The organism is Sporocytophaga myxococcoides DSM 11118, from assembly GCF_000426725.1.
Classification (GTDB): Bacteria; Bacteroidota; Bacteroidia; order Cytophagales; family Cytophagaceae; genus Sporocytophaga; species Sporocytophaga myxococcoides.
In genome coordinates this window covers 264,674-291,669 of the sequence record NZ_AUFX01000006.1, presented here as the reverse complement: position 1 = coordinate 291,669, position 26,996 = coordinate 264,674, and the positions used below count along the sequence as shown (strand labels likewise).

The following is a 26,996-nucleotide window of genomic DNA, read 5'->3' as shown; positions in this document are numbered from 1 at the left end:
GGAAAATGGAGGTTATTAATATGAAAATTGATTCTTTTGGAGTGAATCTTGAGGGTGAAAGAGCAAAATTTGGGATGAAAAGAGTCAGTTGAATATCTTAAGAAAGCTTTCTTACAATTTATTTCATATTTTCTCCATTCACTTTTTTATAATAAACATTTTTGGTGAACTGAAGAATTAATAGATTAAGTATTATAATAAAGCTTTATTTAGCATAGAATGAAATATAATATTCTCACATTTTTATTGATAATTTTTTGCTGCATTTCATTCGCACAAAGCAACGAGCCCTGGAATGCTTTCTGGAATAAGGATACAACATTGGTGGGTTTTAAAGACAAAAATGGAATCGTAAAGATAGAGCCGAAGTTCGTTCTTAATATGACTCCTGCTCATAAGTTTGACGATATTATTGCTGCCACTGAAGAAGTAAATGGAGAATGGACAACTTATTACTTATCAAAGTCCGGAAGAGTTATCGGCAGAGACAGCTTGTATATGTTCGACAATGTTTGTGACTGCGAAAGTGAAGGCTTTATTCGTTTCAGAGATCATAAAACAGACAAAGTAGGAGTGTTTAATGGAAAGGGAGATGTAATTATTCCTGCTGAATACAATGAGATGACCGGAGTAACTAATGGAATGATTATAGCTTTAAAAGGTGCTGAGAAAAAATATTGGGAAGGTGGTGAGCACTATAGTTGGATAGGAGGTAAAGAAGTACTTATTGATACGAATAACAATGTTCTCATTGATAATTTTAAATGGGTAGATAATTTAAATTTTTACTCATTAAATATTTCCAATGAACCAAGCAGAGACACATTGCTCCAAAGCTTCAGAGCTGTAGATGGCAGGTATTACTCATTCATTGATTTCGATCAGGAATTTAAATATTTGTTAAAAGTTAATCTGATAGAACAGTTTACTAAAGATAATTTGCTGAATGCAACATATGATGAAGTGATATTTTGGAAAGAACCTAAAGGCTGGATAAAAGAGGGAAAGAAAAGTTTTATTGAAAGAAATTATGAGCTGATTAAATCAAAGTTGCTTGGTTTTAATACCTCCAAAGGGGAGTATAATATTTTTACTGGCGATCTTAATCCGTATATGTATACCTCCAATGACTTTGATAATTTCTATAACAATTGCAGAGAACCAAAGTCATGGATTTACCCTGTGAAAAGTATTGTAATCACACATAAAAAGAAAGGTGACTATCTGCAAGACCACTTTGATTTTTTGAGGACTGATAATGGATATAAACTTATATGTGTGACAATTGAGAGAGGAAAAATAAAATGAATAATCTTCTCAGGCTGATGATAGCTTCAGCCTGAGTCTCCTAATCTAATTTTTGATTATGAATTTTATTGTCATATAAATTATATAGTTATTCGGACTTGCTCCATCCGAACCTCTTTCTGATTTAATTTGAACTTCGTCAGTACCTGTAAAATTGATGGCAGGAGTGTATTTATAAATAACTTTTCCAGTATTGATTTCTCGTTCCAATGTACTTACAGAAAAATTGGTTGCTTGTTTGGAGATTGATGCCCCTTCTTCATCACCAAAATTTCCCATGTCAAACTGATAAGTTTCGTTGGCCTTGTGGGTTACAATTATTTGATTTGGTGTGGGAAGGTCGCAGTCCGGACTGTAGTCTTTTTTGCAAGATGAGAATATTGTTGCCAGGGCAAGTAAAAGTGTTAGGGTACAAAATAAATTTTTCATAAAAAATGGTTTTTAAAAATATGAATATAAAAATTAATACTATTGAGTGGTAGAGGTAGTAAGCGAATTTATATTGATAGCTTGCCTTGTTGTTTTAAATTGTTAAGTAGTCTGTTTATTTCCTGCAGTTGGTTTATGCAACATTATATTTTTGTTTAATCAATAAACTTTTGATACTCTATAATTTTATTGGCTAGTCTTGTTGCCAGATATTTGTTCCCTTCTTTCAATTCATCATGAATTAAACATGCTTCTTCAATATATTCCTTTTTCTTCTCATTGGTCCAATAAAAAGGAGGGGCATATAAATTAGCTATCCTGTCAGCCATTTTGATGGCCCAGATTTCCTTTGGCTGTTCTTTTATACGCTTTAGGCTATCAAGCATCTTTTCTTTTTTTCCTTCTATGGTTGCATTTTTAGTCAATGCTAAAACTCCATTTGCTACCTGGCTTCCAAACCTGGTTAAAATGTCATCATAGGATAAGCTCGTGTCTTCAATGGTGTCATGAAGGACTGCGCATTTTATAGCGAGATTAGAATCCATCCCATCTTCAATAGTAATGGCTGTCATAATTTCAAAAACTACACTTCCGATATGATTGATATATTCTACTTGCTCTTCTTGATTGGCCCCTCCGTACTTCTGTCCATCATGGAGTTGTGATGCCAATTGCCAGGCATCTTGTATTTCATTAATAGACCATTTTTCATTCATAATATCAATATTTTAAATTTTCACTAAGATAAATATATATGTTAGAGTTCATATTTTATATCTGTCTCTACTAAATATGTTGTTCATTAAACGGGTATTATTCATAGAGGGAGACTAGGCGGGGGGTAAGTGTTTAGATAATGCATAGTTATCTGTCATTTAACCGCATGTTAAAAGTTGCTCTCATTGAGGACTGAAGTCAAATAGACTTCGGATAGAGAGAAGTTCACAACAATGATGAGATAGGTAAAAAATATTGTAAAGAAAGGCTGCCTTATGAGGACAGCCTTTTTGTGAAGGTATTAAAGTTTAATTACCTTAATTACTCTCTTCTCATTTCCATTGTGGAGTTCCAGGAAATAGGTTCCAGGAACAATGTTTTCCTTAATTGAATATTCCACTCCAGGAACAACTTCTTTTTGCTCAAAAACAGTTATTCCTAATGTGTTTTTTAGTTCAGCATTGTATAGTTGTTCTGTTACATTTTCATTTAATGTGAACTTTAATTCCTCATTAAATGGATTGGGATATACCTGAACAATGTTTTGCGATGAATTAATGACATCTGCTTCATTAACACTTCCCAGGCGTGGACTACCAATACTAGTACATGAGTTTGTAACAATACCTGGGTCAGAATAATTATTGTCTGGCGTCAATCCTAAAAATCCAGGTGTAGGGAAAATAAGACCATAATCAGTGATCGACCGGTCATATACATATTGACCAGCACCTTCATTTAATTTCCAGTACCCTCTCAGACCAGCTTCTGTACCTATCAGTCCCTTATTCATCTGATCCTGTATAGTGGCCTGAGTCCTTGTAACATCTTTCCAGAAACGAACTTCTTTTATAGTTCCTCTGAAACTTTTCTGAAAGCCAAAGTCAGATCCATTGTCAAAAGCGCCTAAAATTATTGGATGGGTATCGCCAGTTACGTATGGTGTATTTGTCGGATATTGTTTTGCTTCTTCTGCAACCTTTGTTCCATCTATGTATAAAATTAACTTGCTACCATCATGTACCACTGCTATATGGTGGCATTTGCCATCTTTAAAGTTATACTCATAACTTACATAACCACCATAGTAATTAAAGTATAACAGATCATTGCCGGTCATTGATTCATTTCTCGCAATTTCAAGAGTACCGATTGTCGGACTGGCAAAAATTCCTTCATCAGGTGAATCACTGCTGATCACGTTTCCAGGATAAGGTATCTGATCTGATTTTACAATAGCTTCCACTGAAAACGTTACATTTGCATTCTCAACGTGATGCTTGTTACTTGCCGGAATATAAATACCAGATTCATCTCCGGAAATACCTTTGTTATCTCCGTTAAACTTCACAGCATTAGTGGAAAGCGTCACAGGCATAGGTACAAAGCTCGTCTCTATTTTATAGCACTGTGTTGGATAAGTAATAGTATAACTTGTTACTGGTTTCAACTCAATGATATAATTTCCTGTAGTAGGAGCATCTACCAGAAAGTTTCTTGGCCAGTTCCATCCGGTATTTGAATTACCTGTTATTTGCTGGCCAGCCGGATTATATATAATTATGGAAGTTGGATCTCTATCTTCGAGGGAAATTTTCAATTGACCTCTTTCAGTCACGGCTATTTTAAAATAATCGATGTCAGTAGCAGCAGTGAACGTGCTTCTGAAACTACCGTTCAGTGAAGTTGCAGTAGCTGTTGCTACAGTGTTGTTGGGTTCAAACGGATTACATTCAGGCGTAAATGTATTGGTTAAGTTATAACAACTTAAATTTGTAGTAGTTACTGAGTTGAATACCAGGATGGTATATTTTCCCGGAGTGGTTACTGTATAAGACAATGCCAGAGTATTGCTTTGCGTTAAAAATGTATTAGCTGAGTTGTAAAGCAGCAACCAGATTCCTGTAGCAGGTGGGTTGGTAAGGGAAAAGGAAAGTGTTCCCTTTTCAGGTACAGTTACCACGTAATAGTCGTAATCATACGTTGGTAGATTAAAATCTGCAGTAATAGTAGAGTTCAGAGGGATCTCCGGGAGAGGCTGAGATGGCTGATTATTGGGTTCATAAGCATTCTGACATGAAAGGATCACATCATTGGTAAGCGTATAGCAAAATCTGCTGTTTGCACCCATATATCCATACATTTCAAGATAGTATGTACCTGTTGCAGGGACATTATAGATAATATTTTCGTCTGAAAAACCTCCATTGTATGAACCAGCTACCAGTCCTCCAGATGAATTTAACAACCTTATGTCAATATCTACAGTAAGACCTGTTAAATTTATTTTCAACACCGAACCTGCAGTTAAATTGCTTAGCTTGTAAAAATCTTTATCAGTAGTGGTATTTATTGCTCCCTGTATTGAACTTCTCAGAGGAAAAGCCGTTGCAGCTGAAATGCTTTCATTGGGCTCATTGGCAGCTGGACAGTTGTTGACTTTTACGGAATTTGCCAATGTGTAGCAACCAGCAGTTACAGCACCACTTACACCAGTTACTCTTACATAATAAAGTCCAGTAGTAGTAGCCAGATAACTGATTTTTTCATCTGAGGTTCCGTAATTATCTGAGGTGAACAATGCAGTACCAGTGGAACTTAGTAATTCCAGTTTTAGATTTGCTGTCAGATTTTTCAATATCAGCTCTATATCCTGATTGGCAGTTGTAACGTTCAGCTTATAATAATCGACATCTGTGGAAGTTGTAATTGCAGCATTATTTGTTGTATTAACGTTTATCAGAGAAGCTGCTGCGATTGATTCATTCGGCTCAAAATTGTTTCCACATGCACTGAGTTGTCCTGAAATAGAATAAGCTCCTAGTGAACCATAGTCAGAATATCCTGTAGTAAGATCTCCTTGCCCTACTCCATCTATTTCCAGATAGTATGTTCCAGTGGTAATAGAATTGGAGACATCCACTTTACCTGGTCCTGCCGGATTGAACACAGCGATCTGGCTACCACTTGAGTTTAATAATCTTACCTGGATATCAAGATCACCATGCATCTGTGCCGGTGAAATACTCAGCGTAAGATTTGACTGATTGGACGCTGTAAATTTGAAGTAATCTACATCTGTTCGTTTGCTTATGATACCTTTGTTGTTTGCAGCAAGTACGTTTCCTGTTCCATCTATAGTTAGGGTTCTGGCTGAAGCTGTCGTATTCAGGTCTTCATCTGTTCTATAACCAAAACCATTTACTGTAGTGATTATGTCCAGGTCATCCTGCATAGGAGTAACAGTCGGGCTGTTGTATGCTCCCGGATATTCACTTTTACTCCATTGAGACAAAGGTTGGTTATATCCTACGCCCATTATAGGTGCCCAGCCATTATGACCTTCATAATATTCTGTTACTCCTGTTTTACCATCATGTGCCAGAGCTAATGTATGCCCGATTTCATGAGAGGCAGCTTCGCCTATTTTTTTCGCTATATTCTGATGACTATCTGTAAAGACCCAGGCAGGACTATTTGCTGGATCACCTGAAGGGAAAATTCCGCCAAAAGCGACTCCACCTGAAAGCATAGAGAAATCTGTATAAGGTGTAAAAACAACTCGCAATCTTCTGTTGACAGGAGCTGCATTGTACACGCTTAAACTTGTAGTAATATTCAATTGGAATGGCATAAAATCTTCAGATACCAGATTGAATATTTCCTGAATCTGAGTGCCATCTATGGCTGGCGGCAGTGCATTTATTGTATTCCCATTAACGAACCATGCATTCCAATATGTATCTGTTACAACTTCTCCGTCGAAGTCCAGGTAGACTACCGCTTCTGCACCTGCCAGGCTTTGTAAGCTGTAAACCGGGTCTCCTGCAGGAGGTACCTGTGCTAAAGAAGTACGTGCATTGGAAGTACTCGGGGCAGATGAAGCATATTCAACACAGATCACTGAGTGAATATCAACTTCCTTTGATTTTACTTTTCCTTTTTCAGTGTAATATCTGAAAGCCTGCTTTTTGTCTTTCAGAAGTACCAAGCCTTCCACACCTTCTTCTGTGTAGGTAAACTTGAAGCCTGAAGATGGTTCATCTTCTAAAGTACCGGCAACTGTTGTAGCCCCATTTCTGACTTTATTCATTTTTACTTCGCCCTTGAAAACTTTATCTTTTCCTGGCAGAGTAATATCAAGATCTTTCTTGTTTTTTATCTTTCCTTTGAAAGTATCAACAGAGCCTTGATCTTTTTCTTTGTATTTCTGGGCAAACGACTGGCTCACCAGAATCAACAGAAGTCCTCCCGTAAGAAGGAGAAAATTCATTTTTCTCATAGATTAAATAGTTAAAGTTAAAAGTGAATTAAAAATTAAAATTGTTCAGTTATTAAATAATAGGACTAGTGATTAGCTCACTTATTATAAATTCTTAAAAAAAGCTGTTACTAGATTGAAATCCATCTTATGGAATAAGGATCTTGATGATGTTGATTCATCAAAAAAACATTTCAATAATACCTTAAGTAATTTGCAAATAAATAACAGGCCTATCTCAGGATCAATAGCCAATCTTGGTCATTTTTTGATAAATCGAACCTATGTAATGCTATAGTATTACATAGAATACCATACGTAATAAAATTATACAGAAGGGAGACAATGGCCTATAGTGAAAAATTTGCAAAGCCATCTGACTTACATATTAAAAAAATAATCACATACTTGATAGTTCATCAGCATAATTTAAAAATTACCCGAATCTATCATTTCATTATTATCCGGACTTTCCCATTTTTAAGAATCAGATAATGGTCGGTCTATTGGGAATACTTATATTCGATATTTTAAATTGTTAGATAGAAAAGGTAAGCTTCTTATCTTGAAAACGTATCTCTTCTGTTTTGCCATTTGTTCATCTTTGTTTTTGATGTTAATTCAAAGATGCAAGTTCACTTCGCAATTCATTTGCGAAGAAGATTTAAATAATCAGGAATAATTATTTAGTTCCCGTATTCAAGCCAATTAAACCTCATCCCTAACCCTTCTCCTGAAGGAGAAGGGAACAGTCGACGATAAAAAGATTGAATTAACAGCGATTAGAACTAATAACATACACATTAAAGTCCCTCTCCTTCAGGAGAGGGATTTAGGGTGAGGTCATTTAAAGTTTTAGTAATGTGACGACTATCGTCAACGGGACTTAAATGGCTAATCCTATAAATAATTTATGCGATTAAATAAAAGTAAGAGGGGAGAATTACATTCGCATTCATTGTCAAAGCAAGTTCAATAAGTCTTTTGTGCTTCGATGTTGAAGAAATATCTGCCTTATAGGGTATTGTTTGTGCAATGCAAATTTTCATTGCGGAGGTTATATTAAATTCTCATTAGCTCGTTGTGCTCAGTTTTTTTCTTTTCATTATTTCAAAAATCCCTAAAGCCAGAATTGCGATTGTTATTCCTTGTAAAAATAAAATTTCAATTAGGAATAAGACTGAGTCTGTAAATTCGGTACTCCCGTTTTCAGTTATAAAATCCATTTGATAACTTGTTACAATTATTACAAAACGTTCGAAGTAGAATCCGATTTTTATACAAAAAGCTACAAAGAGAACGTATAAAAAATTAGATGCTAATTTTTTTATTAATAATGTAAATGGTAGTAACAAAGGAGATAAGAACATTATCCAGTGCCCTGCTTCCCATTTAGAAAAGGCAAACTCTTCCGGGTGCATAGCTATTCTGATTAATGTATCTGTCCAAATAACTAACGCATAAATAATAATTGTCCAACGAATCAGATTCAGTACTTTTTTTGTTTCAAATCGGTTCCTGAAGAAAAGTTCGATAAGAAATAAAGTCAGTATTATTGGAATCAGACAACAGATCAGATTCAAATCCACTATTTTAATTATCCTTTTGTATAATTCCATTTTGAGTTTTACATACAATAGTATTCCTGATAATCCTTAATTAAATGCAGGAGTGCTATCAATAGAATTTATGTAAGCAGTGCTTTTATTTTTTACCCAATGAAAAAACTTTCTTTCCTGCTTTTACTAGTACTACTACAAGAAGACCCGCAACTAATCCTGTTACGAACTCTTTGATAAGAGAATTTACTTCCGGAAATAAATGATGGAGTGCTTCTATATTATGAATAAATATGCCTCCTGAAACCAGAAGGAGAGCAATAGTGCCAACGATAGATAAGAATTTAATAATGTAAGGAAGCAAGCGAACTAAAAAGTGACCTATCCTGGATATAAATCCTTTGTTATTAGAATCTCTAATGAGCTTGAAACCGAGATCATCTATTTTTACAAGAAGGCCCACTAAACCATATACACCAATAGTTGCTATAATTCCTACCACTGATACTGTGAGAATTTGTATTGTCAGGCTTTGGTCTAAAACTGTCCCCAATGCAATGATTACTATTTCAATAGAAAGAATTAAATCTGTTCTGACAGCCGATTTGATTCTTTCCTTTTCAATAGAAGCGCTATCTTCTTCAGTAGTTTCTGTTCCTTGCTCTGTCTGGGCTTCAGCGTGAGGAAAAAAGTATTCAACAATTTTCTCAGCTCCTTCAAAGGCTAGAAAAAATCCTCCCAGTACCAATATGATTTTTATAGCTATGGGGAAAATGAAATTGAATAATAAGGCAAGAGGGATAATAATGAATTTATTTAGCAAGGATTTTTTTGTAATTGCCCAGATTACAGGTAGTTCTCTGGAAGAAAGGTATCCTGTTGCTTTCTCTGCATTTACTGCTAAATCGTCACCTAAAATTCCTGCGGTTTTACGTGTTGCAATTTTGCTGGTTATCAGCACATCGTCCATTAAAGCAGCGATGTCATCTAAAATAGCCAGAATACCAGAAGCCATAAAATTATTTGATTTAATTATTAACGTTAAAGATAAGGATTATAAGCTAAAAAATCTGTCGTTGTTTATCCGGAGAAAAGGATTGATGCCATTGTTCTAGAACAGTTTACTATTCAAATCCATTAGTTTTTCTGTATTCTGTTGGACTTACACCCTTATATTTTTTAAATGTCTTGTTCATATGGCTCAGATCTGTAAATCCAAATTCATCACAGATTTCACTTAGTCTCATTGGAGTATAAAGAAGCCTGGTTTCAACCAGTTTTATCTTGTAATGTATTATGTATTGCTGAAGACTTTCACCTGTATGTTTCTTAAAATATTCACTGATGTATGTAACGGAAATGTTGAATTGATCTGCTATGGTTTCGGCTCTCAGCTTTTCCGGAGAGTAAATGTTCTCGTGGATATAGTTTAATAATGAAACCGAATCTTTTGATGAAGTAGGTATAAATCCGGAAACATCCATTAGTGTAATGTTTCTTGCAGCGATTGTAATGATAGTATTAATGAGTTGAGTGATAACTTCATGATGATTAGGATTGCGTTTTTCTTTTTCACAAATAAGTCCTAAGGCCAGAGCCCTGATCAGAGGCTTATCTGTTACTGTTTTTAACATACACCCCGGAAGGTGATTATGGTTATGAAAGATATATTCAATTTTCTGGATCCATTCTTTGCTTTGATTTTTTAAATAGCTGTGGTTAAAGCGGATAAATAAAAATTTGGTAAGGGTTTTAACTTCAAAGCTATGCTTGTCTTCCGGGAAAACAAGAAATAGCTTATCCGGACTATAAGGAAGTTTATGCTCATTAACGATTTGTATTCCTTCTCCTTCAAGGACAAAGATCATTTCAAAAAATGTGTTCTTATGAGATTTGGCTGTGTATGAGCTTACCTCCAGTATATCAAGCTCAAAAGGTTGATGGATATTTCTGATTTCCATACCTGTGAATGTACAAATTTATCCATTGTTCTTACAAGCCCTTCCTTTATTTCCTGAATAAATTTGTTACTATAAAAATCAATTATGATATGAATACAACAGCTTATTTATTATTGAGACTTGCAGTAGGAGCAAGTATGTTTGGTCATGGCCTGGTTCGTTTTCCAAAGCTTTCAGCCTTTAGCAACTGGATGGTAACAGGGTTCGAAAAATCCATGCTGCCTCAGGCATTGGTAGTACCTTTCAGTTATGCATTACCTTTCATGGAATTTGTAATAGGTTTCCTTTTAATCGTGGGGCTTTTTACTGAAGTAGCATTGATCTCCGGAGCTGGTATTATGATATTACTTATATTCGGCACCTCTCTTATTGAAAACTGGGAAGCAATTCCTTCTCAATTGATACATGTGATGATTTTTGTGTGGTTGCTTCAGTTTAAAGGGGGGAATGGTATTTCTGTTGATCAGGTGTTGTTGAAGAGGTAGTATGTCGCCATCTGTCATTTAACCGCAAGTTATAAACTTGCTCTCATTTGTGGGCTGAAGTCAAATAGACTTCAGCCAGAGGAGGGAAGCAATTCCTTCTCAGTTGATACATGTGATGATTTTCGTGTGGTTGCTTCAGTTTAAAGGAGGAATGGTATTTCTGTTGATCAGGTGTTGTTGAAGAAGTAAATGAGATATATTGCTATCTAAGGGCTTTCTCTCACCAAGCGGGGAAAAGGATTGATGCCATCGCTTTGAGCGATGGCATCAATATAAAAAAACAGTAAGCACTTTCAGTTGAATGACCAGGCCTCTCTTTTTTAAGTTTATTGATGAAATTAAGTTTTAATAAATAGCGATACAATCGCTATTCTCGGAAATCCTCGTTTGGAAACGAGGACTATAGGGTATATTTGCATCATAAACTTTTATCAACCAACACAATAGCTATGAAACAACCACAACTTTTTCCAAAGAATCTCAACCTCATCAAGCTTCCGGCTAAAGAAGAACTGACCATATTTTTAATTGCAGAAGATATAAGAAATCGTAAGATATCGAAGCGACTGGAGAAGGATGGCTATGATACAGCCTATGCCGGTGACTTAAGTAAGCTTGTCTTCGGCTTGCTGGGTATAGAAAACAGAACAGACGGGCTCTATGCATTCTATTTTAATCAGCTGGATGAGCATGCTATAGAACTTGACTTGTCAGAGAATACAGAGCTTCATGAAAAAGCATTTTATATTTACAGAGAGCTGCTTGTATGGAAATATGAAGTCTGATAAACTGGTCCAAGCGAGGACGCTTGAACCAGCAGGAGATGGTTTTATTATTATTACTTTACCACCGTAGCTTCTAATTCTATGGTCAGAGTTGCAAACAGTCCTTTAACTTCAAGCAGTGTAGTGGCTTGTTGAATACCGTGCTTGAGAATGAACGGTACATAGACGTCCATACAGGTGGTGAAAAACTCCTGCACAGATGTTGTGTATACATTCAGCCTTACAATATTTTTTGCTTCGTACCCTGATGTGCTGATTAGGGTTTCAAGGTTTTGAATGGTTTGCACCAACTGGGAACGCATATCATCACTGCTTGGTATGCCATTGGCGTCAATGGCTACTTGTCCCGAACAGTATAGTGTTCCTGATACATTTTTAACTTCTACTGCCTGTGCAGAGTTTGTTTTTTCGCCCCAAACCCAGGGATCAATTGTTCTTTTTTCCATCTTAATTTTGTTTTACTTGTTCAATATTTCAAAATTAAGATTGGGTACTGACAGCCTTGTGTCAGGGGTATGAAATGAATTAATGATACTTGTCAAAAAACTCTTGCAAGGTCATTCCGTGGGGTTTAAATTTGTCGGGAAGCACTTCCAGTTTTTTAATTCTGTCTAACCGGAAATAGCGAAACTCTTGTCGCAAGCGGCAGTAGGCAATCAATAACCAGTTTTCTGTGCTTAGTAATGCAAATGGTTCAATGTCTCTGATTGTGATTTTGTTTTGCTCATTAATGTATTCGATTTTTGTAAGGCAATAATTTGTCAAAGCAAATTGTAAATCCGATAGACTGTTGCTGTTTCTTTCCCTTTTAATATTCTGGTCAAATCGGGTTCTTTCAGAAAGTAAGTCAGCTTTGACTTTTATGCTTTGTTTCAAAACCGATTTTATTTTATCTATGGCTTCTGTGTAATCTTTGATAAGCGATGCGTCCTTGTTTTTGAGAACTAATTGTTCTGCCATAATCAGTGCGTTGGCCTGTGCTTCGGTAAACATTACAGGTGGAACTCTGTAACCTTCCATTAGGGTATAACCTTTCCCTTCTTCAGTCAGAATCGGAACGCCAGCCTGTTCCAAAGCTCTGATGTCCCTGTAAATGGTACGAATACTAACTGAAAACTTGTCCGCTAATGCTGTTGCTGTCAAAAGTCGTTTTGTTTGCAACTGTGTTAAGATAGCAGTCAGTCGGGAAAGCCGTTTGGTATCGTTGTCGTTCATTCGTCAAATTATCGGTGGGGATTTTAGAGTAGTGGCCTGTTCTGGAAGACTGGAAACATCGCTGGTGTGGAAGTTAAAGCCCAGGAATCATTGCATTGTCTAAGCTATCTTTTTACCCGAATTGTTTTGGTCTCATTCCTTTGGCAGCCATCCGTGCTATTTCTTCAATTCTCTTTTTTCTTGTTTCGATTCTTTTAGCAGTTACAACCCAATGCATCATTGTTATCTTAATTGACTTAGACTGGCTCTGAAAAAAATCCATTGAACTTTCATATTTATTCAATTCAATTGTTAAATCCTCTGGTATGATCAATTCTTCAATATCCTGCATGATGTCCCATGTTCCATTCTGTTTAGCAGTATTGATGCTGTCTAAGCCAGCTTTTGTCATAAGGTTGTTTTGGATAAGTCTGGCAACTTTATCTTTATTTATTTTTGACCATGTGCTATCAGGTTTTCTTTTGCTGAAATATTGCATATACCTTTCTTTGTCGATAGTCTTTTTAGTGCTATCTATCCATCCAAAGCAAAGTGCTTCATCGACTGCTTCACTCCAGGTAAGCGAAGGAACTTTGGTTGATGTCTTATAATAAACAAGCCAGACAGACTGTTTTGACTGATGATTTTTTTCTAACCATTTTCGCCAGTCTGTCCGGCTTTTAGGGCAATATGTTTCAGGTTCCTTTTCAGACATTTCTATTTGTCAACAGTCTTTTTGCTTTCAGTAATAAAAGTAGTGTATTCATTAATTGATCCATTGTCAATTGAAACAAATATAAACCTGACAAGTGACAACCTTATGTCAGCAGTCAGCAAAAAATAGGGTAATGGTCAAAATTCATTCAATTTGGAGTTTAGTTCTTTCTAATAACTGAATACACATTTTCTATAAATCATTATTTTAATCAGCTGGATGATCATGCTATCGAGCTTGACTTGTCAGAGAATACAAAGCTTCATGAAAAAGCATTTTATATCTATAAAGAACTGCTGATATGGAAATATAATCTCTGATTTGCGCTGGTTCAAGCGAGGATGCTTGAACCAGTGCTTTATATGTAGAGCTCACAAACTCCAGTGTATGTGCTTTTCATTCTGTCATTACCTATAAGTATTTATACTGAGATTGGTCTGCGTTATAATTGTAAGTTTCAACTTACTTATATCTATAAAAAGAGATATGCATCTGTTTTAGGAAAAAATCAGATTAAATTAAGATTAAAATTAACCGGGTCGATATAATTTTTAAATGAAGTTATCCCCTTTTCTTATCCAGTAATCTGGTATTTTTCTATGATTCTATCGAATTTTTCAATTTTTCATATTTCAGATTGATTTCATAAAAAGATATTTTTATAAATTCGTGCTCCTTTTTAAAAATTTCTGATTCATCAGAAACTCACCATAGAAAAATTCATCTTATATGAAAATTTTTAAAAGAATAGAGGCTTTAGTTATTATTTCACTTATTTGTGTATTTAACTCTGTAGCCCAGACTATAGCCGTCACTGCTCCAAATGGAGGGGAGAGTGCGTATGTAGGAAAAGTGTTCGCTGTAAAGTGGACCAGTTCCGGACTGTCATCAGGTTTTGTGAAACTTGAATACTCTGTTAACAACGGAACGCAGTGGAACCTCATTGAATCCGGTGTTAACAACACTGGTACCTATAACTGGACGGTACCTTCCGGTGTATCTACACAATGCTTACTAAGAGTGAGCGATTATGGAGACGCCACAGTCAATGATGTCAGCAATGCTGCCTTTTCCATCAAGCAACCTTTTATAACAATCACCTCTCCTAATGGAGGAGAAAGCCTGACGGGTTGTACAACACAAACGATCACATGGACACAAGGCGGTGTGCGTGATTATGTAAACCTCTATTATTCCTATGATGGTGGGAACAACTGGATTTATTTCGGAGAAGATTATATCGGTGATAATAGTAATACCTTTACTTGGACTGTGCCTTCAATGGCTTCAGACAAATTCAGAGTCAAGGTGAGTGGCTATTATGAAGCAAATATTAAAGACTCCAGTGATGCCAATTTTACTGTTGTGCCTGGAGCAAACAGACTTCAAATTACATCACCCAATGGTGGAGAATCTTTTTCTGCAAGTTCGTTTCAACAGATAAGCTGGACCAAAACAGGTACTGTAGGAAATGTTTCTCTGAAATATTCTGTAAACAAAGGAGCAACTTGGGATTGGGTAAAAGATAAAGATGGAAATAATGCGAACAATATTGCCAATACAGGTAATTTTAACTGGCTTGTACCATCGGTAGCTGCGTCAGGAAATTGTCTGATACAGATTTATGAATATAACAAAACTTGTACTGTAGATTATAGTGATAACTATTTTACAATAGATAACAGTCCTTCCATATCAGTGACTTATCCATTCGGTGGGGAGAAAATATATTCCGGAAGAAGCTATACTTTGTACTGGAGTTCTTCCAACCTTCCTACAACTTATGTAAAGTTGGAGTATTCTTTAAATAATGGAGGAACCTGGCAGACCATCACCAATTCAACCTATAACTACGGCAACTATGGCTGGTCTATTCCTGAAGGGCTGAATTCAACTGAGTGTTTGTTTAAGGTGAGTTCAGCTTCCAACGCAGCAATTTATGATATAAGTAATCAGACTTTTACCATTGCTCCTCAGGTCATCCAAGTGACTGCTCCTAATGGAGGTGAAAGTATTCAAGGTTGCAGTACTTATAATATAACCTGGAATCAGGAGGGCGTGCAGAATTATGTGAATCTGTATTACTCTATCAATGATGGCAAAGACTGGATTTATATTGGTGAGGATTATATTGCAGATAATTCAAATTCATACAACTGGACTGTCCCATCAATTCCTTCCACTGCAATAAGAGTTAAGGTTAGTGGTTATTATAATGGAAATGTAAAAGATTCAAGTGATGCTGCTTTTTCTGTTACGCAATCTCCGAATTATCTTACAATACTGTCTCCTAACTCAGGAGAAGCATTGCCAGCAAGTTCTATACAAACCATCAACTGGACTTCTACAGGTACGGTTGGAAATGTATCTCTGAGATATTCTCTTGATGGAGGCGCCAATTGGGATTGGGTAAAAAATGCTGCAGGAAACAACGCTAATAATGTTGCAAACACTGGTTCGTTCGAATGGATGCTTCCTTCTGATAAGCAATCATCAAAAGGTTTAATTCAGATTTATGAATACAATAAAAGCTGTAATATAGATTATAGCGACAATTTCTTTTCTGTTAATAACAATTCTGTCATTACTGTTGCTTTACCAAACGGTGGAGAGAAGGTGTATACCGGCAAAAGTTATACATTGACATGGAGTTCATCCAATCTTCCTACTCCTTATGTAAAGCTCGCCTATTCAGTAAATAATGGTTCAACATGGCAGGTTATCACTAATTCCACCTACAACTATGGTAATTATGGATGGACCGTTCCGGAAACATTAAATTCAACACAAGCTTTATTCAAAGTAAGTTCTGTTGCAGATTCAACAATATTTGATATCAGTAATCAGGTCTTCACTTTTGCTCCTCAGGTAATTCAGGTTACTCAACCTAATGGTGGTGAAAGTATTGCTGGCTGCGGAACATATACTATCAAATGGAATCAGGAGGGAGTTCAGAATTATGTGAATCTGTATTATTCCATCAATAATGGTAAAGACTGGATTTATATAGGTGAAGATTATATCGGAGATAATTCCAATTCATATAATTGGACAGTGCCAACTGTTTCTTCAGCAGCTATAAAAGTAAAGGTAAGTGGTTATTACAATGCAAATGTAAAAGATTCGAGTGATGCTGCATTTTCAATAACCAAAGGTTCAAGTTACCTTACTTTAACTTCTCCAAATTCTGGAGAGACATGGTCCTCAAGCTCGATACAAACAATCAAATGGACATCAACCGGAACAGTTGGTAATGTGTCTTTGAGATATTCTCTTGATGGAGGAGCAAATTGGGATTGGGTTAAAAACCCAGCAGGAAACAATGCCAGCAATATCGCAAACAACGGTTCTTTCGACTGGTTGCTTCCTGGTAATAAGGTATCCTCTAAATGTCTGATCCAGATTTATGAAAACAGTAAATCCTGTAACATTGATTACAGTGATACGCTCTTTTCTGTAAATAACAATCCTATCATTACTGTAGCAACGCCTAATGGAGGAGAAAAGGTATTTGCAGAAAGAGCTTATACTATCAACTGGAGTTCTTCTAATCTGCCAACTACTTATGTTAAGTTAGAGTACTCTATTAACAATGGTGACACCTGGCAGGTCATTTCTAATTCTGCTTATAATTATGGAAATTATAGCTGGACTGTTCCAGCCTTCCTTAATTCTGCTCAGTGTCTGATCAGAATAAGTGCAGCTGCAGATGCTACCATTTTTGATATAAGTAATAATGTATTCACCATTACTCCTCAGGTAATTCAGATTACTCAGCCTAATGGCGGAGAAAGCATACCTGGTTGTGGAACATATACAATCAAATGGAACCAGGAAGGTGTACAGAGTTATGTAAATCTGTATTACTCTGTCAATGGAGGAAATGACTGGATTTATATTGGCGAAGATTATATAGATGATAATTCAAATTCTTATAACTGGACTGTACCATCTATTGCTTCTGGTGATATAAGGGTTAAAGTTTCAGGATATTATAATGGAAATGTTAAAGATTCGAGTGATGCCAATTTTGCAGTGACGCAGAGCGGTACTAAGCTGTCGGTAATCTCTCCGGCAGGAGGTGAAAACTGGGGCTCTGGCTCTATTCAGACAGTTAATTGGACCTCTGAAGGAATGGTTGGTAATATATCACTCAGGTATTCTCTGGATGGCGGAGCCAATTGGGACTGGATAAGAAATAAGGATGGAAATGCTGCAAATAATATTGCAAACAATGGAACTTACGAATGGTTGCTGCCAACGAATAAGGTTTCATCAAAAGGTTTAGTGCAGGTTTATGAGTACAATAAAACTTGTAATGTAGACTATAATAATGCGTATTTCTCTGTTAATAATGATCCCGCTATAACCATTACAACTCCTAACGGAGGAGAGAAATACTATGCAGGTCAGACGTATACAATTTATTGGGCAGCTTCAAATCTTCCTTCAAATTATGTAAGACTTGAATATTCAGATAATAACGGTACTACATGGCAGTTAATCAACAACTATACTTATAACTATGGAAATTATAGTTGGAAAGTTCCGAATATAGCTGCTCCGAATGCCCGAATCAGAGTGACCTCTATGCAAAGTGCTACAGTAGCAAACACAATTGCCGATGTAAGCAATAATAGTTTCTCAATTTCTTATCCTGTTGTTAAAGTGCTTACACCAAATACAGGAACTGAAATATGGAAAGTAGGGGAGAACAAGACTATTTCCTGGAGCGTTGATGGTCTTACTTCAAGCGCTAATGTTAAAATAGACTTCTCTGTTAATAACGGATTGAGTTATTCGCCTATTACAGCATCAACAGCTAATAGTGGTTCATATATCTGGACGATTCCAAGTAATGCGGTAACTTCTTCGAAATGTTTTGTGAAAGTTACTTCTCTTGACTTTGCTGCCAGCTATGACTCTAATGATGTTGCCTTCTCTATTATCAAACCTGTTGTAGGTATTACAGTTCCGAATGATGGACAAGTATGGTATGTGGGTGAATCGAAATCCATACAGTGGAGCAGTCTGGGAGCTTCTGAAAATGTGAAACTGGAATACTCAGTGAACGGAGGTGCGAGCTGGAATAATATCATTGCTTCTGCTCCGAATACAGGCTTTTATTACTGGACAATTCCTTATTCTGTAACACCATCAACCAATTGTTATATCAAACTTTCTGATGTCCTGGATCCCACAAACAAAGACACAAGTGATGTAGCCTTCACTATTGCAAAGCCTTCTATTATACTGAATGTGCCAAATGGAGGAGAACAGTGGTATGTCGGACAAACTAAAACTATTTCCTGGACCAATAAGGGATTTGCTTCTCCAAATGTAAAGATTGAATACTCGGATGACAAAGGTATTACATGGAAAGTGATTACTGCTTCTGTGACCAACAGTGGTTCTTATAACTGGGCAATACCTTCTTCAATACAGACCTCATCAAATTATTTAGTTAAGGTTGCAGATCTTGTAGATATTTCTGTTCAGGATCAAACTAATGAAGCCTTTACTATTTTCAAACCAAGGATTACGCTTAATGTACCTGTGGGTGGAGAAACCTGGTATCAGGGACAAACGAAAAATATCACATGGAGCAATGTTGGTGTCGTTCCTGGTAATATTAAAATAGAATATTTTGATGGTGAGCTTTGGAAGACCCTGGTATCTTCTATTGCAAATACAGGCTTTTATACCTGGAATATACCTGCAAGTATAAATCCTTCTGCAAACTATCTTGTAAGACTTAGCAGTACTTCTGATGCTTCAATAAGAGATTCAAGCAAGACGGCTTTCAGAATTGCAAAGCCAACTATATATATTACATCACCTGTTGGAGGTGAAACCTGGTATCTTGGACAAACCAAGAAAATTACCTGGGTTTCAGCAGGACTTATTTCTAATACTATAAAAATTGAATATTCTCCTGACAATGGCATTACCTGGAAAACTATTAGTAGTTCTGCCAATAACTCAGGTTCTTACAACTGGGCAATTCCTGTATCACTTGCAGTATCGAATCAGTATCTGATTAAATTAACGGATGGGGCAAATCTTTCTGTAACTGCAGAAAGCGGAAATGCTTTCTCTATTAAAGAAAGCAGAAGAGGAGATCACTTTAGTAATCCGATAGTCATTAATTCATTCCCTTATTCAATAAAAGATACAGCAGATCTGTATTCTGACAGTTTCACAGGAATGACCAATCAGCCATCGAATGATGTGTTCTATAAGTTTAAAGTGCCGGCTTGCGTTGATTCATTCAGCATTTCAACTGCAGGCTCAAATTTTGACACTTATCTTCATTTGATAGATTCAGCTCAGGCACTTATAGAATTTAACAATAACTACAGCGGAATTTATGCAGGTATCAATACCAGAGCATTGACTCCTGGCAAGACCTACTATCTGATATTGGAAGGAAATGCTTCTGCGACAGGTATCTTTAACCTAATCGTTAATACTTTCAATAATGCACCTAAAATTTCTGTTGTAAGTAAGATCACAACAGTTTGTAAAGGAGACCTTGTAGAGCTTGTTTCAAGTAAAGCGAGCATTTATAACTGGTCTACAGGAGCCACAACTGCAAAAATATCAGTAACTCCTACAGATACTACTCTTTATAAACTGACTGCAACTACAGCCAGGGGATGTACATATAGCGACAGTGTTAAAATCAACATTATACCTGTGGTTGCTCCGGGACAAGTAAGCAATATGCTTCCAGCTGATTCTACATTAAATCTTGGACAGCCACTTGAAGTTTCATGGGCTCCGGCTCAATATGCATCTACTTATGATATCTATATGTGGAAGGCAGATCAGGCTGTTCCTGCAACTCCGAGATATTCTAATATAAGCCAAATCAATTATTCTGTTAATGGTTTGGATTATGGAGTATTGTACAAATGGAAAGTTACAGGTAAAAACTCCTGCTTCCGCACAGATGGACCGCTGCAGAGCTTCACTCTCAGAAAGTTACCTGATTTGCAGGTGACTTCAGTGAAGACTCCAATTGCAATTTATAGTGGCCAACCGCTGACAGTGACATGGGAGGTGAAGAATAAAGGATTGGGAAGCACAGAATCTAAGGTTTGGAGGGATGGAGTTTATTTGTCTGATGATACCTTATTCGATGCATCTCAGGATGTTCTGATCGGTAGCATTAATAATCTGAGCTATCTTGCTGAAGGTTTAAGCTATAGTCAGACAGCATCGTTTAATATTCCGCAGACTACAGTAGGTGATTATTTTGTATTTGTAAAAGCAGATGTAAATAATTCAATCCTGGAGTCTAATAAAAATAACAATACCAAGTTTGATACAACTTCAGGTGTATTGAGTGTATCAATTCCTCCTAAACCTGATTTGGTTGTCAGTTCGCTAGGTACACCTATTGCTACTTTCTCCGGAAGTAAGATCAATGTTACCTATAAAGTAACCAATACTGCAATCGCTCATGCTACAGGTAATACACTTGCAACTCACTATCAGTATTATGATTATTCGTTGAAGAAGTATTGCTACTTCGAAGAGCATTACTGGATGGATGCCATTTATATTTCTCAGGATTCTGTCTTTAATCCTGCGAGATCTAAGTTTCTGACTGATGTAAGTGTTAAATTAAGATCACCAAAGTACCCAGGTGGCTTCATTTGTGATAATACATTAAACTGGTATAACATTCCTGATTATTTACCTAAAGACAGTTCTTATACAAAAACTATTCAGGTAACTGTGCCACATTCCTATTCAGGCAAATATTATATCTATTTAATTTCTGATGTGCTGAATAATGTTGATGAGCTCTCGAATGTAAATAATTCACAGAGAAGCAACATTATCAATGTTACATTGACACCACCAGCTAATCTGGCTGTAGAGAAGGTAACTGTTCCTCCATCAGGATTTTCAGGAAAACCTTTGACAGTGAATTGGGAAGTGATCAATGGTGGAGCTAATGCACCTGTAGAGAATGTATGGCGTGATAAAGTTTTCTTTTCTAAGCTGGATACATTTAATATAAAAGAAGCAATAGAAGTTGGAAGTGTAGATAAATACAATGGATCTTCATTGAAGCCGGATTCAATTTATCGCGCAGGTTTGACCTTTAATCTGCCTGATGGAATTTCCGGTCAATATTACGTTTATGTTTATTCGGATTTTAATAAGGAAGTATTTGAATACATTTATGAAGGAGATAATATCAAACGTTCTGCTCCGATAAATGTGGGCCTTTCACCATATGCGGATCTTCGTATCCTTAATATTTCAGTAAAAGATACAATCAGAGCGAATACGGATGCTGAAGTGTCATGGACTGTTTCTAATGGAGGATTGGCTTCTGCAGGTCCTGCCTGGACTGACAGAATCTTTATATCTTCATCTCCTACGTGGTCTGCAGGTAATGCAACGCAATTAACTTCTGTAACACGTGGTCTTGCTCTTGATGCCGGTTCTAACTATTCAGAAAAAGCATCAATTAGAATCCCAAGAGAACTTCAAGAAGGAATCTATTATCTGTATGTCTATACCGACATTACAGATAAGATATATGAGTACACAAAGGAAGGTAACAATGTTGCGAAAAGCGACTCATTCGGCACTAGAACCAAGCTGTATATTCTACCTCAGGTTGTAGCAGATCTGAAAGTTACAAGCCTTAGTGCTCCGACATCTGCAGAATCAGGAAAGAAAATACCTGTCAGCTGGAATGTTAAAAATACGGGTAGCGCTGCGACCAATGTAGATTTCTGGAATGATCTGCTATTTATATCGAAAGATACAATACTGGATAACTATGATGCTCAGTTAACCTATAAGTCTTATAGCGGAGGCTTAGCTGCTGGTTTTGATTATCTTTTCAGCGAAATGGTAACAATCCCTAATGGCTATTCAGGAAAATATTATTTACTGGTATCTTCTGATCATAACCTTCGTGTAACAAATGACACTGTTAAGGCAAATAATAAAGGAAGATTCGAAATTAATATTGCTCTTACTCCCCCTCCTGATCTTATTGTAAAAACAATAGAGGCACCAGCTACATTGCTGGCGGGGCAGGAGTTGGATATCAGTTATAAAATAGAAAATGCAGGAACGGGGGCAACTGTTGAAAATGCATGGACAGATCAGATTTATCTGGCTAATACCAGAGATTTGAGCCGTACTTATTATATAGTTGGTAGCTTTACAAGAAATGGTGTCCTTGCCACTGGTGGAATTTATAACGCTACTGCAAAGATCAAAGTGCCCAACTATCTTTCAGGTAATTATTATCTGATTGTAAAAACAGATTATCAGAACAGGGTATTTGAACATACCAAAGAAGAAAATAATCTTGGTGATGCTGTAGTTACAATTGTTGTTCCTCAGCCGAGCGACCTTGTACTTAATAGATTAAATATCCCTTCTTCTACTGAGCCTGGTAAAAATGTAGAAGTAACTTACTCAGTGAAAAATATCGGCAGCAATCCTGCTATTGGTAACCTAAGAGACCTGTTGTTCTTCTCAAAAGACCAGCAATTGGATCAGGTGAATGATCCTCTGTTCGGTACCAAAGATGGTTATATTCAGTTAAACCCTGGTGATTCTGTTTCGGGAAGTGTTTCTTCGAAAATGCCTGGCTTGCTTGAAGGTAATTATTATGGTATCGGAGTGACGAACGCACTTAATACGATTGTAGAAACAGATCTTAATAACAATACCAGAGTTTCGGCAAACCAGTTGAATGTTTCTATTAAAGAGCTTGTGCTGGATGTGCCACAAACAGCTCCTCTTGAAAAAGGTGAACTGCTTTACTACAAAATAAATGTACCTGCAGACAAAGACCTTTTAGTTACACTTAAGAGTAACAGAAGCAATGGTACAAATGAGATTTATGCTGCCTATAACAGAGTACCATCTCTAAACGATTTTGATTATATTTTTGAAAATCCGAATAGTGTCAATCAGCAGTTACTGGTTCCTACTACAAAAGGCGGAACGTATTATCTGCTGGTAAAAACGCCAACTAATTTCAATAATCTTCAGAATGTAACGATTCTTGCCAAAGCACTACCTTTCAGTATTATCGAAGTTAACTCTGATACAGTAGGACAAGGTATTGTTACAACCAAACTGAATGGTGCAGGATTTAAAAAGCAAACACAGTTTATTCTTGTTAATAAATCCAATGTGCCTGTTGATACTGCTGAGATAAGAACTTTCATGAGCAGTATGCAGGTAGATGTTCGTTGGGATCTAACCAAAGTTCCTTTTGGTACTTACAATATTAAGGCTGTCAATCCTAATGAAACGTTCACCCTTGTCAATGGTCTGACTGTTGAAAAGGCAACAGGCTTCCTTGTAGACTTCAATGAAATTGCTCCGGATCTTGTTAGGCTTGGTGGAAAAGCACAATACACATTCTATCTTCAGAATATAGGTAACGTTGATATTCCATTTATAAATGCAGATCTCTCTGTTCCGGCGGCTACTAATATCGTAAGCTTTACAGCAAGTAAGCAAATAAGAAAACGCAGTAGCTATACAAGTCAGAGTAAGTCATTTGAAGATTTCTTCCTGGTAGATTCTTACAAAGTAATTCCTTTACTAGGTAAGGATGTAAGGCCGGGAGAAGTACTTGCGATGAACCTGATCGTAAGCCATTTTACATCTCAGTTCTTCCCGGTAAGAACAAGAGCTGTGGGATATAGTGCAGAAAGATATATTTCTCAGCAAGTAAATTCGGCTGAGACAACGAGAAGGACGATCCTTCAGAATCCTTCCGCTCCTTCGAACTGGAGAAATTTTGCGGTAGACAGTGCAGCCTATATGGATTCTGTTTTAGCTGTTTATTATTCTGAAAAAATCTTCTCACCTGCAGAGTTTGCAAAAGCTAATGTACAGTGCAGCAATTGTGGCTCTCAGCCTCCTGTATTGGTAAATGGAAACTTTACATTTAGTCCGGGTAATAGCCCTGGTACTTTAAATGGCTCCAATGTGATCTTTGGTGCTGGTCAGGACTATCTGTGGGAAATAAACAAATATGCAGGAGTCGCTGGTGCTAATCCAGGTTGGGATCTTATTAAAGCATCTGGTTCCATTCAGATAACAGCAACTTCTTCAAATCCATTTGTCATCAGGCTTGCATCTTTAGATTTTGCAAATAATCCTAATGTACTTTCAGGATGGTACCCTGCTGTTGATACAAGCTGGACAATCGCAGTTGCTACAGGTGGTATTTCTGGATTTGCTGCAAATAAGTTTTCTATAGATATAAGTCGTTTTGCAACTTACAACAATCTGTATGGTGGTTTCTTCTATCTGAGACTGGCTGGAACAGATACATTAAAATTATGCTTTAGTGCTTATAAACCTGGTGTAGGACAACCAGGTGTTCCCGGAGCTCCGGGAGGTAGTATAGGTCAGCCTGGTAGCCCTGGTGGCCCGGGTGGTCCTGGAAACGGAACAACTCCTGCTGGTCCTGGAGGTCCTGGTGGTCCCGGAGGTCCCGGCGCTCCCGGAGGTCCTGGAGGCCCTGGAGGCCCAGGTGGTCCTGGAAGTAGTCCAGGTGGCCCAGGTGGTCCCGGTGGCCCGGGCGGTCCCGGAAATGGTCCAGGTGGTCCTGGTTCTCCCGGAGGTCCAGGTGGTCCAGGTGGCCCAGGAGGTCCTAGTGGTCCAGGCGGTCCAGGTGGTCCTGGTGGACCAGGCGGTCCTGGAGGTCCAAGCGGTCCGAGTGGTCCTGGTCCAGGTGGTCCAGGCGGTCCTGGTGGACCGGGCGGCCCTGGTCCTGGTGGTCCTGGCCCTGGAGGCCCAAGTGGTCCGAGCGGTCCGAGTGGCCCAAGCGGTCCTGGTGGTCCGGGAGGTCCTGGTCCTGGCGGCCCTGGTGGACAACCAAGATGCGGTAATAACGGAACTGTAGGTACAGCAATCTGTAATACATTCTTTACAATAACAGGTTGCGCTATTACTGTTGGAAGCTGTGCCGAGAGTTTATTTGAATCTGTTGCATTGACGCCTGCGTGGGGTGTTGCTAACTGTTCTATGGGGGCATTTGGTTGCGGTTATGCTATTGGTGGATTAATGACAGACCCTAAAGCGCCTCCGGGATGGGGTGTTGGTCCTGGTGATGTCGGATGTGTCCCTGGTGGATTTAATATATTAGGAGCAGCTACAGTGTTGAATTGCCTTGCACAAAGGATTATCTGTAATCAGATCGTGGCATCTTGTGATCCGAATGATATCATTGGTCCTAAAGGATATGGTGAAGGTAAATATGTTTCAAGAAGCGAAGTATTACCATATACCATTCGTTATGAAAATGATCCTGAAGCTGCTACAGCTCCTGCTCAGAAAGTTGAGATCAGACAGGTGCTGGATAGTGACTTGAATCCTTTAACATTCAGAGTTAAAGATTTCGGATTTGCTGATTATGTTTTCAGTGTTGATGGAAATGTATCTTCTTACTTCAACACAGTGGATCTACCGGATTCTTTAGGGTATGATCTTGAAGTAACTGCAGGTATTGACATTGAGAAAAATGAGGCTTTCTGGATTTTACAGACAATAGATCCTAAAACAGGATTACCTCCTTCAGATCCATTGAAAGGATTCCTTGCTCTTAATGATTCTACAGGTGCAGGAGAAGGCTTTGTGAACTATACGATTAAAGCGAAGAACAATGCTATCACAGGTGATTCAATTCTTGCTCAGGCTGACATCGTGTTTGATATCAATGCTCCGATCATTACTCCGGAGATATTCAATATCATCGATGCAGAGCCTCCGGTGTCTAAGGTAAAAGTTCTTGCTATTAGTAACGATTCAATTTCTGTGAGAGCAGTAATAGAGGATGACTTTAATGGCAGCGGAGCAAAAGCATTTGATCTTTATGTAGCTGTCGGAAATGCTGAGTACAAGTTAATAGCCTCAGATATCTCTAATGACTCAATTTACAAGATTCCTTCAAAAGAAGGTGAAGCATATTGTTTATATGCAGTATCGAAAGATAATGTGAATAACAAAGAAGCTATAAAAGTTCAGCCTGATACTTGTTTTATCTCGAGTGGCGTAGTCACTGGAGTCGCTGATCCGAAAGTTGAAGGAACGTTTATACTTTATCCAAACCCTTCTGATGGCTTTAAGTTCAATGTCCTTATAACAGGACTAGAAATTCAAGAAACTGTGACCCTTGAAGTGGTAGATGTTCTTGGAAGGTCAATGTTTGTGACAGACTTTAGAGATGCTACTTATTTTATAGACTCTGAAGTTAAACTTTTAAACAAACTGGATCCGGGAATTTATTTCGTCAATTGTTATACTAAGAAAGGAAAGTCAGTTAAGAAGATGGTTGTAGAAAGGTAATAGACTTAGTAAAGTTATTCATAAGCAAAGAGGCTGCTGTAAGAGAGATCTTAAGCAGCCTCTTTTGTTTTATTTTTATTGCATTTCGAGCATTGGCTCTATTATTTTTCCTACTTCCATTGGTGTTATATTAATTTTAACAATGCGAATAGTTAGGTAGGATAAATAATAAATTCTATTTGTAATCTAAGTTGTTGTGTACGATTATTTTTGGCAATTGTGGATA

General features: G+C 37.3%; 13 protein-coding genes. 4 read left to right on the top strand and 9 right to left on the bottom strand.

Features of this window, described 5'->3' with window-relative positions:
* Positions 1 to 219: 219 nt before the first annotated feature.
* Positions 220 to 1,308 carry a hypothetical protein gene (locus K350_RS0109755; protein WP_028979752.1) on the top strand — a complete coding sequence of 363 codons (1,089 nt, stop codon included), beginning with the start codon at positions 220 to 222 and terminating at the stop codon, positions 1,306 to 1,308.
* 45 nt (positions 1,309 to 1,353) lie between these two features.
* On the opposite strand, the gene K350_RS0109750 is transcribed toward K350_RS0109755, so the two are convergent.
* The 6 genes from K350_RS0109750 to K350_RS0109725 form a co-directional block, all read right to left on the bottom strand.
* A complete protein-coding gene (locus K350_RS0109750; RefSeq protein WP_028979751.1) occupies positions 1,354 to 1,737 on the bottom strand; it encodes a hypothetical protein in 384 nt (127 codons plus the stop codon).
* A gap of 155 nt (positions 1,738 to 1,892) precedes the next feature.
* Entirely contained in the window at positions 1,893 to 2,453 is a 561-nt protein-coding gene (locus K350_RS0109745; RefSeq protein WP_028979750.1) for an HD domain-containing protein, read from the bottom strand.
* 302 nt (positions 2,454 to 2,755) lie between these two features.
* Positions 2,756 to 6,736, bottom strand: coding sequence for a pre-peptidase C-terminal domain-containing protein (locus K350_RS30990; RefSeq protein WP_051313020.1), 3,981 nt, complete (start codon positions 6,734 to 6,736; stop codon positions 2,756 to 2,758).
* A 1,052-nt stretch (positions 6,737 to 7,788) separates the two neighbouring features.
* Positions 7,789 to 8,136 (bottom strand): hypothetical protein, encoded by a 348-nt coding sequence (locus K350_RS32325; protein WP_156026988.1) that lies wholly within the window; start codon positions 8,134 to 8,136, stop codon positions 7,789 to 7,791.
* 283 nt (positions 8,137 to 8,419) lie between these two features.
* A complete protein-coding gene (locus tag K350_RS0109730; protein WP_028979748.1) occupies positions 8,420 to 9,289 on the bottom strand; it encodes a DUF808 family protein in 870 nt (289 codons plus the stop codon).
* 109 nt (positions 9,290 to 9,398) lie between these two features.
* Positions 9,399 to 10,235, bottom strand: a complete 837-nt coding sequence (locus tag K350_RS0109725; RefSeq protein ID WP_028979747.1) for an AraC family transcriptional regulator — start codon at positions 10,233 to 10,235, stop codon at positions 9,399 to 9,401.
* A gap of 89 nt (positions 10,236 to 10,324) precedes the next feature.
* On the opposite strand from K350_RS0109725, the gene K350_RS0109720 reads away from it, so the two are divergent.
* Positions 10,325 to 10,720 carry a DoxX family protein gene (locus K350_RS0109720; protein ID WP_028979746.1) on the top strand — a complete coding sequence of 132 codons (396 nt, stop codon included), beginning with the start codon at positions 10,325 to 10,327 and terminating at the stop codon, positions 10,718 to 10,720.
* A 449-nt stretch (positions 10,721 to 11,169) separates the two neighbouring features.
* Positions 11,170 to 11,505: a hypothetical protein gene (locus tag K350_RS0109715; protein WP_028979745.1), complete on the top strand. Its 336-nt coding sequence runs from the start codon at positions 11,170 to 11,172 to the stop codon at positions 11,503 to 11,505.
* A 53-nt stretch (positions 11,506 to 11,558) separates the two neighbouring features.
* Here K350_RS0109715 and K350_RS0109710 read toward each other — a convergent pair whose 3' ends face one another.
* The 3 genes from K350_RS0109710 to K350_RS0109700 all read right to left on the bottom strand — a co-directional run bounded on the left by K350_RS0109710 (position 11,559) and on the right by K350_RS0109700 (position 13,414).
* Entirely contained in the window at positions 11,559 to 11,951 is a 393-nt protein-coding gene (locus K350_RS0109710; protein ID WP_028979744.1) for a RidA family protein, read from the bottom strand.
* 79 nt (positions 11,952 to 12,030) lie between these two features.
* Positions 12,031 to 12,720 carry a helix-turn-helix transcriptional regulator gene (locus tag K350_RS0109705; RefSeq protein WP_028979743.1) on the bottom strand — a complete coding sequence of 230 codons (690 nt, stop codon included), beginning with the start codon at positions 12,718 to 12,720 and terminating at the stop codon, positions 12,031 to 12,033.
* Between the two features lie 112 nt (positions 12,721 to 12,832).
* On the bottom strand, positions 12,833 to 13,414 hold the full coding sequence (locus K350_RS0109700; RefSeq protein WP_028979742.1) for a YdeI/OmpD-associated family protein: 582 nt from the start codon (positions 13,412 to 13,414) through the stop codon (positions 12,833 to 12,835).
* A gap of 729 nt (positions 13,415 to 14,143) precedes the next feature.
* On the opposite strand from K350_RS0109700, the gene K350_RS28155 reads away from it, so the two are divergent.
* Entirely contained in the window at positions 14,144 to 26,770 is a 12,627-nt protein-coding gene (locus tag K350_RS28155; RefSeq protein WP_037574910.1) for a CARDB domain-containing protein, read from the top strand.
* Positions 26,771 to 26,996: the final 226 nt, after the last annotated feature.

What these genes read in the sequence shown, in the direction of transcription:
- K350_RS0109755 (WP_028979752.1), top strand. Translation starts at nt 220, where the DNA reads ATGAAATATAATATTCTCACATTTTTATTGATAATTTTTTGCTGCATT.
- K350_RS0109750 (WP_028979751.1), bottom strand. Translation starts at nt 1,737, where the DNA reads ATGAAAAATTTATTTTGTACCCTAACACTTTTACTTGCCCTGGCAACA.
- K350_RS0109745 (WP_028979750.1), bottom strand. Translation starts at nt 2,453, where the DNA reads ATGAATGAAAAATGGTCTATTAATGAAATACAAGATGCCTGGCAATTG.
- K350_RS30990 (WP_051313020.1), bottom strand. Translation starts at nt 6,736, where the DNA reads ATGAGAAAAATGAATTTTCTCCTTCTTACGGGAGGACTTCTGTTGATT.
- K350_RS32325 (WP_156026988.1), bottom strand. Translation starts at nt 8,136, where the DNA reads ATGCACCCGGAAGAGTTTGCCTTTTCTAAATGGGAAGCAGGGCACTGG.
- K350_RS0109730 (WP_028979748.1), bottom strand. Translation starts at nt 9,289, where the DNA reads ATGGCTTCTGGTATTCTGGCTATTTTAGATGACATCGCTGCTTTAATG.
- K350_RS0109725 (WP_028979747.1), bottom strand. Translation starts at nt 10,235, where the DNA reads ATGGAAATCAGAAATATCCATCAACCTTTTGAGCTTGATATACTGGAG.
- K350_RS0109720 (WP_028979746.1), top strand. Translation starts at nt 10,325, where the DNA reads ATGAATACAACAGCTTATTTATTATTGAGACTTGCAGTAGGAGCAAGT.
- K350_RS0109715 (WP_028979745.1), top strand. Translation starts at nt 11,170, where the DNA reads ATGAAACAACCACAACTTTTTCCAAAGAATCTCAACCTCATCAAGCTT.
- K350_RS0109710 (WP_028979744.1), bottom strand. Translation starts at nt 11,951, where the DNA reads ATGGAAAAAAGAACAATTGATCCCTGGGTTTGGGGCGAAAAAACAAAC.
- K350_RS0109705 (WP_028979743.1), bottom strand. Translation starts at nt 12,720, where the DNA reads ATGAACGACAACGATACCAAACGGCTTTCCCGACTGACTGCTATCTTA.
- K350_RS0109700 (WP_028979742.1), bottom strand. Translation starts at nt 13,414, where the DNA reads ATGTCTGAAAAGGAACCTGAAACATATTGCCCTAAAAGCCGGACAGAC.
- K350_RS28155 (WP_037574910.1), top strand. Translation starts at nt 14,144, where the DNA reads ATGAAAATTTTTAAAAGAATAGAGGCTTTAGTTATTATTTCACTTATT.